The sequence below is a fragment of the Nitrosococcus halophilus Nc 4 genome, assembly GCF_000024725.1.
GTDB lineage: Bacteria > Pseudomonadota > Gammaproteobacteria > Nitrosococcales > Nitrosococcaceae > Nitrosococcus > Nitrosococcus halophilus.
On the sequence record NC_013960.1, the window covers coordinates 719,777 to 733,305 of the forward strand.

Sequence of the window (13,529 nt, forward strand, 5' to 3'; positions counted from 1 at the left end):
CTCGAAGTTGTTTAGGTCTTAAATATCAAAAGATTATGGATGGTTGGAACCGTGATGAATGATGAAATTAATGAACAACTATCGGCCTTGATGGATGGGGAGCAGCTCTCACCTGAAGAGACAAAATCCGTACTCCAAGCTTTCAAGGCAAAAGAAGAGGTGCGTAGGCGTTGGGAAAATTATCATTTGATCCGGGACTCCTTGCAAGGTCACCTGCCAGAAGCGTCGTTATATGACTTAGCGGGGCAAGTCTCTCGGGCTCTGGAAAACGAACCCCATTTATTGGTAGAACAACACCGTGGGGCTAATGTCTCTCGGCAATTACGTTTGAAATGGCGGTACGGAGCAGGCCTTGCTCTCGCTGCATCATTGAGCGCAATCGCCGTATTAGGGATCCAAGCGCTGACCAGTGAGCCGTTAGTCCCCGAATCCCAAATTGCGACTACACCACCGGTTGTTCCAGGTTCTGAAGTGATGCGGGCTCAGGAAAATAATCGCCGAGTGGCCCTCGAGCCTGAGGTTGAGGAGCGTCTGAACACCTACTTGGTTAATCACACTGAATATGTCGATATGCCGGGTATGCTTCGCTATGGACGTATCGTATCCTATGAAAGCTCCCGTTAAGCATCATCAAGGATTTATTTGCGCCCTTTTCTTCACCATTCTGACCGTACCTCTTCCTGGCGTTTCGATAGCGAAGGAATTCGATGCCGCGTTACAGTTGCTTGATAGAATGGGACGGGCGGCAGAATCCCTGAACTACCAGGGGGTATTCGTTTATCTGCGGAATAACCAGCTTAAGGCAGTCCGCGTGATCCATAAGGCGGACAAAGAGGGAGAATACGAGCGCTTGGTATCTCTTAACGGCGTGCCCCGGGAGATTGTCCGCAACAATGAATTAGTCACTTGTATACTCCCTGATGACAAGGCCGTGTTAGTGGATGAGCACCACTATCCTAAGGTAGTTGCGAGGGGCAAGAACTTCCATGACAACAATGGCTTTTCGAGGCGTTTGCCCGCTAAGCTGAAGGCCATGCGAGAGCATTATCGGTTCTCCCTCGGGGAACCAGACCGGATTGCAGGCAGGGAAACCCAGCAGGTCGTCATTATTCCCAAAGACCAGTATCGTTACGGTTATCGCCTGTGGGTGGATAACGAGACAGGACTGTTGTTGAAAACGATGATGGTCGGGGAAGGGGAAGGGGAACGCGCCCTTGAGCAGATGATGTTTACCTCACTTTTGCTACCTGAAGAAATTCCCGATACGGCGTTGGTGCCCGCAGTGACAGGAAGAGAATTCTCGTGGCGGGAAGGTGAGCCCCTTAGTGTTAATGCCGGTGATTATGAAAGCCAGTGGCAAGTCGGCTGGATTCCTGCTGGATTTACTCTGGTAGCTCATGGCAGGCATTTGTTGCCCAATGGTCAAGTGCCTGTAGAACACTTGGTTTATTCGGATGGGCTTAGCTCGGTATCCATATTTATCGAGCGTATTATGCACGCCCAACAGGGCCACTTACATGGTTTTTCAAACATGGGGGCGGTTAATGTCTATGGCGCTATTCAAGCGCTCCATTACCTGACGGTGGTGGGAGAAGTTCCCCATACCACGGTAAAGCGAATGGGGAAATCCATTCGCTATACAGGCTCCGATTCGGATTAAGCCTTGAATCGAGTAAAGGGCAGTTGAACGCTTAGAAGCCCGGGAAAGGTGCTATGAATTCTGACTTTTTGGCCGCCGCCCTATTGCACCTTTTAGGCGGCGCGGCTGACGGCGTTACTCCTCCTTGCGGGGAGTGGCCCCAGGGCGCCATTGCGTCCTGCCCCTATTACTTGGGCAGGTCCAATTGCCGTTTCTAGGTTGAAACGATGGTTGAAGAAACAGCGCGGGTCATAGTAAAAAGCGAAACTTATGCATGGGTGACGGCGGAACGCCGTACGAGCTGTCATGCTTGTACCGTCAGTCAGGGATGTGGTACGGGATCTATCGCCAAGTATCTGATTGGAAAATCCATTGCTGTCAAGGCTTCCAATCCGGTGGGAGCAGAAGTAGGGGATTGGGTGATTGTGGGCATCCCCGAAAGAATCCTTTATCTAGGCCCTTTCGTGCTCTATGTGGTGCCTTTGCTCGCTATGTTTCTAGGCGCTGGATTTGGTGAAACCTTAGCGCAGCATTGGGGGTGGGGCGAAAGTCTTGTGGTTCTATCAGGGCTCAGCGGGTTGGCAGCAGGGCTTTTAGGGGTGCGATATGTGCAGGTTGAACGTGGCTTTGAACCTCAAATCCTGCGTACAGTGAGTAAAGGCAACCGGTAAAGCGAGCCCTATTTACATTGATAGAGTGGTAAAATATCAAGCAGAGACCGCGGCCGTATAGTATTTGGGACTAGATTTCAAGCCTCTATCATCTTTTCCCTTCGCTAAATTCATACGCTTTTTTGCGCGGTAAATATTGGGAGTTAGCATGAAGAGTTTTTTGAATAAACAGTGGGTCTTCCTGGTAGTATTGCTGCTATTGGCGAGTAGCCCGCAGGCGGCAGGACTACCGGATTTTACTGAATTGGTGAAAAATAGCAGTCCTGCGGTGGTCAATATTAGTACCACCCAGAAGGTTACCCAACGAGGGCCCCGTTTGCCGCACGGATTACACCAATTTCCAGAAGGAAGTCCCTTTGAAGATTTTTTCCGCCGCTTCTTTGGCGAGGGAGAAGGAGAACCGCGAAGTTTTGAAACCCATTCTTTAGGATCAGGGTTCATTATTTCATCAGATGGGTACGTGATTACCAATTATCACGTTATCCGTGATGCGGATGAGATAATTGTACGTTTTAGCGACCGAAGCGAATTGGAAGCAGAGGTTGTAGGTGGGGATGAACGCAGTGATCTGGCCCTGTTAAAGGTGAATGGGAAAGGTTTGCCAACCCTGAAACAAGGCGACTCTAGCCAACTTAAGGTGGGCGAGTGGGTGCTTGCCATTGGCTCCCCCTTTGGTTTTGAGCATTCGGCCACGGCAGGTATTGTCAGCGCCTTGGGAAGGAGTCTGCCGAGAGAGAGTTATGTGCCCTTTATCCAAACGGATGTGGCCATTAATCCAGGGAACTCAGGCGGACCTCTCTTTAACTTGGCGGGAGAAGTGGTAGGTATCAATTCTCAGATCTATAGCCGCACAGGGGGGTTCATGGGGCTTTCCTTTGCCATACCCATTGATGTGGCTATGGAAGTTGTAGAACAACTCAAAGAAAAAGGACAGGTGAGTCGGGGTTGGCTCGGAGTAGTTATCCAGGATGTCACCCGTGAATTGGCAGAGTCCTTTGGACTAGAAAAGCCCCAAGGTGCTTTGGTCGCGAGGGTATTGGCGGACAGTCCAGCAGCGAAGGGCGGTATCCAAGCGGGTGATATTATTACTCGTTTTAACGGGAACCTGGTTCCTCAATCATCAGATTTGCCACCATTAGTGGGGAGGACCGAAATCGGTCATAAGGTTGACGTGCAAATTTTACGTGCCAGCGCCCAGAAGACACTTAAGGTTAAGATTGGCGAGTTACCGGAAGAAGAAGAACTGCGGAAGGCCGTAGGCAGACCGGGACAAACTTTTGAGAAGCGACTGGCGATTGAGGTGACCGATCTGGGCGATGAGGAGCGTGCGCAACTTGATTTAACCTCGGGCGTGCAAATCACTAGAGTGGAAGAAGGACCCGCCGCTGAGGCGGGGCTTCGGCGGGGCGATATTATTCTTGGCATTAATAATACGGAGGTCAAGGATATTAGCCAATTCAAAGAGCTTGTCGGAAAATTGCCTGCAGGTAAGTCTGTGCCGCTTCTTCTGCAACGGGGACAAACCACTTCTTTTGTCGCCATAAAAATTCCAGGGGATGGTTGAGGGCTTTCTGCTGTCTAGATAATACAGCGACCTTTACCATTAACGAGGTATCAGATGCCGGTCGGGGAGAGGTCTCCGGCCGGTATTCTGTTTTATAGTCGGTAGGTTGATGCTATCTGCCAAAGTATGAAAAATATTCGAAACTTCTCCATTATTGCCCATATTGATCACGGCAAATCCACAATTGCCGACCGCTTCATACAGCTCTGCGGTGGCCTGAGTGAACGTGAAATGGCCCAACAGGTGTTGGATTCTATGGATCTTGAACGTGAGCGGGGTATCACTATCAAGGCCCAGAGTGTTTCCTTGAGTTACCGCGGGCGAAATGGAGAGCTTTATTACCTCAACTTTATCGATACGCCGGGACATGTGGATTTTTCCTATGAAGTATCGCGTTCCCTAGCTGCCTGCGAGGGGGCTTTACTGGTGGTTGATGCTTCTCAAGGAGTTGAAGCCCAGAGCGTTGCCAATTGCTATACGGCGATTGAGCAGGGCTTAGAAGTGGTGCCAGTACTGAATAAGATTGACCTTCCTTCGGCAGAGCCAGAGCGAGTATGTCAAGAAATTGAAGAGATTATCGGCTTAGATGCAAGCGATGCCTTGCAAGTGAGTGCCAAAACAGGGCAAGGGATCGAAGAGCTTCTAGAAGCGCTGGTCACCCGCATCCCCCCACCCCAGGGTGATCCAGCGGAACCTTTGCGGGCACTGATTATCGATTCCTGGTTTGATAATTACTTGGGCGTGATTTCTCTGGTGCGGGTCATCGATGGCACGCTTAAATCTAAAGATAAAATCAAGGTCATGTCCACTGGCCACCACTATCAAGTAGAGAAAGTAGGGTTGTTCACCCCCAAGCGTAAGGATATTGAGCAGCTCTCTGCAGGGGGGGTCGGTTATGTGATTGCGGGGATCAAGGATGTGGATGGGGCACCGGTGGGGGATACTCTGACCTATGTCGATCGGCCCGCTGCTAAACCGTTGCCGGGATTTAAGGCTGTCAAGCCCCAGGTTTTCTCCGGCCTGTTCCCCGTTAACTCGGATGATTACGGGGATCTCCGAGAGGCGCTTGCTAAACTTCGTCTTAACGATGCTGCTTTATTCTATGAGCCCGAGACGTCCCAGGCCTTAGGGTTTGGTTTTCGGTGTGGCTTTCTAGGCATGCTGCATATGGAGATTGTGCAAGAGCGGCTGGAGCGAGAATACGGCCTCAATCTCATTACCACCGCGCCCACCGTGGTTTATGAAGTATTAACTTCTAAGGGCGAGGTGTTGCCCATTGATAATCCCTCCGCTTTGCTAGAACCTGGGCATATTGCCGAGATTCGTGAGCCCATTATTCAGGCCGATATTTTGGTGCCTCAACAGCATGTGGGGGCGGTGATTGGTCTGTGCGAGGAGAAGCGAGGGGTACAAAAGCGGCTGCAGTATTTAGGGAACCAAATTCTACTTAATTATGAGTTGCCACTTAGTGAGGTGGTGCTTGATTTCTTTGAACGACTCAAGTCGGTGAGCCGTGGCTATGCTTCCCTGGATTACCATTTCATGCGCTTCCAAGCTGCGGATCTGGTTAAATTGGATTTGTTGATTAATGGGGAGCGGGTGGATGCGCTTTCGCTGATTGTTCATCGGGATCAGGCCTATTATCGAGGGCGGGAATTGGCTGAAAAGATGAGAGAACTCATTCCTCGGCAGCTATTTGATGTGGCTATTCAGGCGGCTATCGGAACCCATGTGGTGGCGCGCACTACGGTGAAAGCCTTGCGTAAAAATGTGACGGCGAAATGTTATGGTGGTGATATTACCCGTAAGCGCAAGCTACTAGAAAAGCAAAAAGCAGGTAAAAAACGCATGAAGCAGGTAGGATCAGTGGAAATCCCCCAAGAGGCATTTTTGGCGGTGTTGAAAGTGGGAAAAAAGCCTTGAAAAATGTCTAGAGAGAAAACTGATATTTCCTATAGGTAAGCTTACTGGATTGTGATTTAGTGAATTAAGGTAAATATTTCCGATGAATTTCGATTTTCCTACAATAATGCTGATTGCTGCTGTAATCACCGGCATGATTTGGGCTTTGGATGCTTGGCTGTGGGCACCTGCACGGCGCGAAGTCGTGGCTAGGAAAACAGCTTCAGAGGGGGCGAGTAAAGCTGACTTAAAAGAGCTCAACAAGGAACCGGTGTTGGTAGAATATGCCCGTTCCTTTTTTCCTATTATTATTGTTGTATTAGTGCTGCGTTCATTTTTGGTAGAGCCTTTCCGCATCCCTTCGGGATCGATGATTCCAACCCTTATGGTAGGGGATTTTATCCTGGTCAATAAATTCGTTTATGGAATCCGTTTGCCTGTTATTAATAAAAAGATTATTGAGATGGGTAAACCGCAGCGGGGTGATGTGGCGGTTTTTCGTTATCCGAAAGACCCCACTGTCGATTATATTAAGCGGGTAGTCGGATTGCCTGGGGATCGTATCGGCTACTTTAATAAAACTATTTATGTGAATGGCAAGCCCGTGCCCCAGGAAACTATCGGGCCTTACTATCAAGATGCACATTCCCATAGTCAGCCTGCTGAACTTCGGGCAGAGCACTTGGGAGATGGCCAACATCGGATTGTAGTCGAGCCTGGGGCAAGCTTGGTGGAAGGTCAATATATTGTCCCCGAAGGCCATTATTTTATGATGGGGGACAACCGGGATCGGAGTAACGATAGTCGTTTTTGGGGGGTTGTGCCTGAAGAGAATTTAGTGGGTAAGGCCTTTATGGTGTGGATGAGCTGGCAGTGGGATCAGGGAGGAATTATCTGGGACCGTATCGGAGAATCTATTCAATAACCAATTGAGGGAGCGGGGATGCCTGATAGAAAACAACAAGAGGGTATGGGCTTTCTAGGCTGGCTTTTTATGCTGGCCTTATTGGCTTTGTTGGGGCTAGGAGTATTGCGTCTTTTTCCCCTCTACGTGGAATATTTTAGTGTAAAAACTTCTTTAGAAGGTCTGGCCAAGCAGTCCGAGTTGCATGAAATGAGCCATGCTGAGATTCGTAACATTTTGCTTCGGCGGCTAGATATTAATGAGGTGGATCGTGTTTCCAAGGAAAATATTGACATTGCTAAAACCCGTAATACATTAACCGTTGCCGTCGATTATGAAGTGCGCACCCCTTTTCTGGGGAATATTGACTTGGTAGTGCATTTCAACCGTGCCATCGAGGTTCCCGCACGTTGATTGACGGTTTGAGGCGATTGTGTGGAAAGTTAGGCTATCGTTTTACAGAGCCGGCTTTATTGCGCTGCGCTATCACCCACCGTAGCGCTGCCAAGGAGAACAACGAGCGCCTGGAATTCCTGGGGGATTCTATTCTGAATTTTCTGATTGCGGAGTTTCTTTATATACGTTTTCCCAAGGCCCAGGAGGGAAAATTAAGTCGACTTCGGGCGACCCTAGTCAAGGGAGAAACCTTGGCGGAATTAGCCCGGGAACTTGAAATCGGGGATCATTTGATCCTTGGTCCGGGGGAACTGAAAAGTGGCGGCTACCGCCGTACCTCGATATTGGCAGATGCCTTTGAAGCAGTGATAGGAGCGGTGTACCTAGATGGGGGGTTAGAAGCTTGCCGGAAATTAGTGGCCTCTCTTTATGAGGATCGGTTAGAGGCACTGACCAGCGAAGTCCTCCTTAAAGATCCTAAGACTCGTCTCCAGGAGTATTTGCAAGCCCGGCAGCTTCCCCTACCCGATTATCGAGTCAGTGCGGTGAGAGGGGAGGCCCATGATCAGGTTTTTCAGGTTGAGTGCATTATCAACGACACCTTCCCTTCGGTGGTTGGGACGGGGCGTAGTCGCCGCAAGGCCGAACAGGATGCGGCCACCCAAGCTTTAGAGCTGTTGCAGACAGCAGGTGAAAACATGAATGCCTGAGAAGATGCTTACCCAAGGTGCTCGTTGCGGCTATGTCGCGATTATCGGCCGTCCCAATGTGGGAAAATCAAGCCTACTCAATTGTATTCTAGGCCAAAAAATCAGTATCACCGCGCGTCGTCCCCAGACCACCCGTCACCGGATTTTAGGGATTAAAACCTCCCCCGATGCACAGGCGATCTATGTGGATACCCCTGGCCTTCAGGATAAAGAGCGCCGACTCATGAACCGGTACCTGAATCGGGCCGCGGATTCTGCCATTGAGGACGTGGATCTCATTTTATTCATAGTCGAAGCTTACCGATTTACCGAGGAGGATGAACGGATCTTGCAGCGATTACGTCGGCGTGGGGTTCCCATCGTTCTAGTGCTCAATAAGGTAGACCGAGTCGCTGATAAAAAAACCTTGCTGCCCATTATGGAGCAGCTTTCTAAGAAAATGGAGTTTGCAGCTATTGTCCCTGTCTCTGCCTGGAAAGGGGATAATGTGGCAGTGCTAGAAAAAAAGGTTGCTGGGCTGTTGCCGGAAGGGCCGATGATATACCCTGAAGATCAGGTGACAGACCGCAGCGAGCGCTTCCTCGCGGCAGAACTTATTCGTGAGAAATTAACGCGCCATTTGGGACAAGAATTACCCTATGCTCTCACGGTATTCGTGGAATCTATAGAGGAAGAAAAGAACCTTTACCGCATTGCTGCGACGATTTATGTTGAGCGCCCTGGGCAGAAAGCTATCGTGATTGGTAAGAAGGGGGAAGGCCTCAAGCGTATTGGTTATGAGGCCCGACTTGATATGGAACGAATGTTTGGAGGTAAGGTTTACTTGGAATTATGGGTCAAAGTTCGCGAAGGGTGGTCGGATAATGAACACTTACTGCGTAGTTGGGGGTACGACAGTCCTTAGCTTCCGAGTAGAGGCTGTTTCTTATCCCCCAAGCATGGCTTTGACTTCACGGATCTCAGCTTCGTTTTCCTCTAGATTGATGACGCTAATATCGGTACTAAAGCCTAGTTTGGCAAGAGCGGGTATAGTATGCCAATCTTCATGAGATTCCATATCCTCAAGATTGCTTTGTAATTTCGCTACGATAACCACATCCACTAAATCGGGTTCTGGTTTGGGGTTTCGTTGAAGGTTATTATGTTCGGCGGTAACCGCTACGAGCTCTGATGGAAAATGCCAACTATGGAGGATAGCCTTACCGAGAGGGCTAGAAAGCTGGGTAATAATCTCGTCCAACATTGTCTCGTTTTCTAGCAATTCCGGAGTATCTTCAGCCCGCATGAGAATAGGAAGGGAGCCGATCTGATGAATAAGCCCTCCTAGCAGCGCCTCATCAGCTTTAAACTTGTCTATCTGGGTGGCAAGTACATAGGCGATGGCGGCTACCTGGGTGCTTTGTTCCCAAAGTTTGCGCATGCGTCGATCCACGGATTCGGAGGTCGCTTGGAATATTTGCTCCATCACTAAACTGGTCACGAGGTTGCGGACTAAGGTAATTCCTAGGCGAGCTAGAGCCATCTGGACATTGTCAATGGGGTGACGGCCCCGGTAGAGGGGGCTATTTGCAATTTTAATCAGACGAGCCGAGAGGGCCGTATCGGTGACAATAATTTTTGCGACATCGGCTGCCGAAGTATTCGGATCGTCGACCACCTCGCGAATCTTGAGGGCGACCTCGGGCAAGGTGGGTAACACCAAATGATTGTTGTTCAAATCTTCAAGGATCTCCGTGCAGAATTGTTCTATTTGTATCACCTCGTTTTCCTCCGGGCGTTGATAGCGTATTGGTTCCTGGTATAAAACCTGGTGAGCCAATACTTCCTAGCACTCTTGCTAGTCCTACATATCGGCAATATAAGGGTTTGCCTGAATTATTGAGCCAAGATAGCGTTATTGTCTTGATGGGCATTGCTTTGTTGGGAATAGAGCACAAAAGCATTTGACACCTTTTTTCCCCATACGGTATTTTCAGGGGTTTATCTTTATTCAGGATGAAATTGGCGAAAATAGCGCCATTTAGCTAATAGGTAACTAATTTGATTAGGGAATTTCCGCGTATCCAGCGTCTGCCGCCTTATGTTTTTAATATTGTCAACGAGTTGAAGGCTAAGGCCCGGGCTCGAGGGGAAGACATTATTGATTTTGGGATGGGCAATCCGGATCGACCCACGCCCAAGCATATTGTGGATAAACTGGTGGAGGTTGCGCAGCGCCCAGATACCCACCGTTATTCTGTCTCACGAGGGATTCCTCGACTGCGCCGGGCGATCTGTCAATGGTATCGGCGGCGCTACAATATAGCATTGGATCCTGAAAGCGAAGCCATTGTGACCATTGGCTCTAAGGAAGGACTGGCCCACTTGGCACTGGCTACGCTAGGAGCGGGAGATGCCGTCTTGGTGCCTAATCCCGCTTATCCTATCCACCCTTATGGGGTGGTGATTGCAGGGGCGGATATCCGTCATGTCCCCCTTGTCCCTGGGGGGGATTTCTTTGCTGAATTAGAAAAGGCGATTAAGGATACTTGGCCTCGGCCTAAGATGTTGGTGCTCAACTTTCCTGCCAATCCCACCGCCCAGTGCGTGGATTTATCCTTTTTTGAGCAGGTGATTGCAATTGCTCGTGAGCATAAGATTTGGGTTGTACATGATCTGGCTTATGCCGAGATCGTGTTTGATGGTTACTTTGCGCCCTCGATTTTGCAAGTCCCAGGGGCCAAGGATATCGCTGTAGAGTTTTATTCTTTGTCCAAGACTTACAATATGCCAGGTTGGCGGGTGGGTTTTATGTGTGGCAATCCCATGTTAATAGCCGCGCTGACCCGCATGAAATCCTATTTGGATTATGGCATGTTTACGCCTATTCAAGTGGCGGCCATCACCGCTTTGGAAAGTTCCCAAGACTGTGTAAAAGTGATTTGCGACACTTATCGGAGACGCCGTGATGTACTATGCCAAGGCCTTGCAAGTGCAGGCTGGGATGTGGACCTGCCCAAGGCCACGATGTTTGTCTGGGCGCCCATTCCAGAGCCTTTTCGCCACCTCGGGTCTTTGGAGTTTTCCAAAAAGTTGCTGAATGAGGCTAAAGTAGCGGTGTCGCCTGGCGTTGGGTTTGGGACTTACGGCGATGATTTTGTTCGCTTTAGCTTGATTGAAAATGAACACCGTACCCGCCAGGCCATCCGCGGGATACGGCATATGTTCAGGCAGGCCCAGTGAGTCATTTTTTTTATTTTAATTAAGGAGAAGCCTGTTGGAACCAGTCAAGGTAGGTTTGCTCGGCTTAGGTACAGTCGGTGGCGGTACAGTTAATGTTCTCTCGCGTAATGCCGAGGAAATTACCCGCCGCGCTGGGCGTGGTATTCAGGTCTGCTGTGCTGCAACCCGTGACCCTCATAAGGTCCGTAGCTGTAATACGGAGGGTATCTGGCTGACGACTAATCCCCATGAAGTGGTGACCGATCCCCAGGCTGAAATTATCGTCGAGCTCATGGGGGGAACCGACTTAGCGCGCACCCTGGTGTTGAAGGCGATTGCCGAGGGTAAGCATGTGGTCACGGCAAATAAGGCGTTAATTGCCCTTTATGGCAACGAGATCTTTACGGCAGCGCAAAAAGCGGGCGTCATGGTCGCCTTTGAAGCGGCTGTGGGAGGCGGTATTCCCATTATCAAGGCCCTACGCGAAGGCCTTGCCGGTAACCACATTGAATGGTTAGCCGGGATTATCAATGGCACCAGTAACTTTATCCTTACCGAGATGCGGGATAAGGGGTGTGATTTTGCTGAAGCTTTATTGGATGCCCAGCATCGAGGCTACGCTGAGGCCAACCCTACTTTTGATGTGGAAGGGATTGATGCTGCCCACAAGCTCACAATTCTAGCCTCCATTGCCTTCGGTATTCCGTTACAGTTCGAACAGGTCTATACCGAAGGCATTGGCGGGATGACTCGTGAAGATATTGATTATGCCGGGCAACTAGGCTATCGGATTAAACATTTGGGGATTGCCCGGCGAGTAGTGGGGGGTATTGAGCTCAGGGTTCATCCTACCCTCATTCCCTACCGTCGATTGATTGCTAATGTGGATGGAGTGATGAATGCAATCTTGGTGAAAGGGGATGCTGTCGGACCCACCCTTTACTACGGTCCAGGGGCAGGCTCCGATCCCACCGCCTCTGCGGTAGTTGCCGATCTGGTGGATGTGGTGCGGGCTTTGACTTCTGATCCAGAAAATCGAGTACCCCATCTTGCTTTTCAGCCCCATGCCTTGGCGGAAATTCCCATTCTTTCCATGGAAGAGGTAAAAACGGCCTATTATCTGCGGATGCGGGCAGTGGATCGGCCCGGTGTGTTGGCCGAAGTCACCCGGGTCTTCGGGGATCAAAGTATCAGCATCGAGGCCATCCTTCAAAAGGAACCGGCAGCCGGCGAAAACCATGTACCCATTATCATATTGACCCAGCCAGTGCTGGAAAGGAATATGAATGAAGCCATTCGCCGTATCGAGGCTCTAAAGTCCATTGAAGGATCGGTGACCCGGATTCGCCTAGAAACCCTGTGCTAAGGGCAGCCTGACCCGGGGCATTTTTAAAATAGTCTTTGTCTTTGAGAACTTTTACCCTTACAGTAGTCCGATTAAAACAGGATTTTCCATTATGCCATTTCGAGCTCGTTATACCGGCCTGATTGATAAATATCGCGACCGCTTGCCGGTCCATGACGATACCCGGGTGATTAGCTTAGGAGAGGGGAATACCCCCCTTATCAGATTGAATAATATCCCCCGAGAGTTGGGCCGGGAGGTCGATATTTATGTGAAGTATGAGGGACTCAACCCAACCGGTTCTTTTAAGGACCGGGGAATGACCATGGCCGTCACCAGGGCTGTTGAGGAGGGCAGTCGCGCCATTATCTGCGCCTCTACCGGCAACACTTCGGCCTCGGCAGCCGCCTACGCGGCGCGAGCGGGAATTACCGCATTTGTCCTTATTCCGGAAGGTAAAATTGCCCATGGCAAGCTTGCTCAGGCCATGATGCATGGGGCTATAGTGATCCAAATCAGGGGTAATTTTGATAGGGGGATGCAACTCGTCAAGGAGGTGGCGAGTAAGGCGCCCGTGACCATTGTCAATTCCATTAATCCCTATCGGATCCAGGGACAAAAGACGGCAGCTTTTGAAATTATTGAAGAACTGGAATGTGCCCCGGATTTCCATTGCCTGCCGGTGGGGAATGCGGGCAACATTACCGCCCATTGGATGGGTTACAGTGAATACCATGCCCATGGGATCGTCAATACCCGGCCCCGCATGTGTGGCTATCAGGCCAGCGGGGCGGCCCCCTTTCTAGAAGGTAAAATGGTGGACCAACCGGAAACCATTGCTACCGCCATCCGTATTGGCCATCCCCAAAGCTGGGATAAGGCTTGGGGAGCACAGCAGGAATCCCAGGGTTGGTTTAGTGCTTGCTCTGACGAAGAGATTCTAGCCGCTCAAAAATTGCTTGCCGAAAGAGAAGGCGTGTTTTGCGAGCCCGCTTCGGCGGCTGCTCTAGCCGGATCGATACGGGACATTGAGGCTGGCAAGATACCTGGGGGTAGCAAGATTGTTTGTACCCTGACTGGCCATGGTCTGAAGGATCCGGATACGGCTATTGCCCAGAGTAAAGCGCCTGTGGTGACGGTTGAAGCGAGCCTAGAGTCGGTTCAAGCGGCTATCTTAGAGAATCTGGAAAGTTAGCC

13 protein-coding genes are annotated in these 13,529 nt (G+C 50.2%); 12 read left to right on the forward strand and 1 reads right to left on the reverse strand.

Annotated features, from left to right (window positions below):
- Positions 1-54 precede the first annotated feature (54 nt).
- The 9 genes from NHAL_RS03495 (at position 55) to era (ending at position 8,690) form a co-directional block, all read left to right on the forward strand.
- Complete coding sequence (locus tag NHAL_RS03495; RefSeq protein ID WP_013031788.1) at positions 55-624, forward strand: sigma-E factor negative regulatory protein; 570 nt, start codon at positions 55-57, stop codon at positions 622-624.
- Positions 608-1,660: a MucB/RseB C-terminal domain-containing protein gene (locus NHAL_RS03500; protein WP_013031789.1), complete on the forward strand. Its 1,053-nt coding sequence runs from the start codon at positions 608-610 to the stop codon at positions 1,658-1,660. Before NHAL_RS03495 ends, NHAL_RS03500 begins: the two co-directional genes overlap by 17 nt.
- 206 nt (positions 1,661-1,866) lie before the next feature.
- Positions 1,867-2,310, forward strand: coding sequence for a SoxR reducing system RseC family protein (locus NHAL_RS03505; RefSeq protein WP_013031790.1), 444 nt, complete (start codon positions 1,867-1,869; stop codon positions 2,308-2,310).
- Positions 2,311-2,458: 148 nt separating this feature from the next.
- Positions 2,459-3,874: a DegQ family serine endoprotease gene (locus tag NHAL_RS03510; protein WP_013031791.1), complete on the forward strand. Its 1,416-nt coding sequence runs from the start codon at positions 2,459-2,461 to the stop codon at positions 3,872-3,874.
- 126 nt (positions 3,875-4,000) lie between these two features.
- The gene (lepA, locus tag NHAL_RS03515) at positions 4,001-5,797 is read left to right on the forward strand and encodes a translation elongation factor 4 (protein ID WP_013031792.1); all 1,797 of its coding nucleotides are present in this window, start codon (positions 4,001-4,003) and stop codon (positions 5,795-5,797) included.
- 82 nt (positions 5,798-5,879) lie between these two features.
- A complete protein-coding gene (gene lepB / locus NHAL_RS03520; protein WP_013031793.1) occupies positions 5,880-6,701 on the forward strand; it encodes a signal peptidase I in 822 nt (273 codons plus the stop codon).
- A gap of 18 nt (positions 6,702-6,719) precedes the next feature.
- A complete protein-coding gene (locus tag NHAL_RS03525) occupies positions 6,720-7,094 on the forward strand; it encodes a DUF4845 domain-containing protein (protein WP_013031794.1) in 375 nt (124 codons plus the stop codon).
- Complete coding sequence (rnc, locus tag NHAL_RS03530) at positions 7,091-7,786, forward strand: ribonuclease III (protein WP_013031795.1); 696 nt, start codon at positions 7,091-7,093, stop codon at positions 7,784-7,786. The genes NHAL_RS03525 and rnc overlap by 4 nt, the downstream gene beginning before the upstream one ends.
- On the forward strand, positions 7,779-8,690 hold the full coding sequence (era, locus tag NHAL_RS03535) for a GTPase Era (protein WP_013031796.1): 912 nt from the start codon (positions 7,779-7,781) through the stop codon (positions 8,688-8,690). Before rnc ends, era begins: the two co-directional genes overlap by 8 nt.
- A gap of 21 nt (positions 8,691-8,711) precedes the next feature.
- Here the strand turns inward: era and NHAL_RS03540 are convergent, their stop codons facing one another.
- Positions 8,712-9,545 (reverse strand): HDOD domain-containing protein, encoded by an 834-nt coding sequence (locus NHAL_RS03540; RefSeq protein ID WP_238985428.1) that lies wholly within the window; start codon positions 9,543-9,545, stop codon positions 8,712-8,714.
- A gap of 281 nt (positions 9,546-9,826) precedes the next feature.
- Between NHAL_RS03540 and alaC the strand changes: the two genes are divergently transcribed.
- From alaC to thrC, 3 genes are all read left to right on the forward strand, one after another.
- Positions 9,827-11,008, forward strand: a complete 1,182-nt coding sequence (alaC, locus tag NHAL_RS03545; protein WP_013031798.1) for an alanine transaminase — start codon at positions 9,827-9,829, stop codon at positions 11,006-11,008.
- Between the two features lie 34 nt (positions 11,009-11,042).
- A complete protein-coding gene (locus NHAL_RS03550) occupies positions 11,043-12,353 on the forward strand; it encodes a homoserine dehydrogenase (protein WP_013031799.1) in 1,311 nt (436 codons plus the stop codon).
- A 91-nt stretch (positions 12,354-12,444) separates the two neighbouring features.
- A complete protein-coding gene (thrC, locus tag NHAL_RS03555) occupies positions 12,445-13,527 on the forward strand; it encodes a threonine synthase (protein ID WP_013031800.1) in 1,083 nt (360 codons plus the stop codon).
- Positions 13,528-13,529: the final 2 nt, after the last annotated feature.

Coding starts and splice junctions, on each gene's coding strand:
- NHAL_RS03495 (WP_013031788.1), top strand. CDS start 55: ATGAATGATGAAATTAATGAACAACTATCGGCCTTGATGGATGGGGAG.
- NHAL_RS03500 (WP_013031789.1), top strand. CDS start 608: ATGAAAGCTCCCGTTAAGCATCATCAAGGATTTATTTGCGCCCTTTTC.
- NHAL_RS03505 (WP_013031790.1), top strand. CDS start 1,867: ATGGTTGAAGAAACAGCGCGGGTCATAGTAAAAAGCGAAACTTATGCA.
- NHAL_RS03510 (WP_013031791.1), top strand. CDS start 2,459: ATGAAGAGTTTTTTGAATAAACAGTGGGTCTTCCTGGTAGTATTGCTG.
- lepA (WP_013031792.1), top strand. CDS start 4,001: ATGAAAAATATTCGAAACTTCTCCATTATTGCCCATATTGATCACGGC.
- lepB (WP_013031793.1), top strand. CDS start 5,880: ATGAATTTCGATTTTCCTACAATAATGCTGATTGCTGCTGTAATCACC.
- NHAL_RS03525 (WP_013031794.1), top strand. CDS start 6,720: ATGCCTGATAGAAAACAACAAGAGGGTATGGGCTTTCTAGGCTGGCTT.
- era (WP_013031796.1), top strand. CDS start 7,779: ATGCCTGAGAAGATGCTTACCCAAGGTGCTCGTTGCGGCTATGTCGCG.
- thrC (WP_013031800.1), top strand. CDS start 12,445: ATGCCATTTCGAGCTCGTTATACCGGCCTGATTGATAAATATCGCGAC.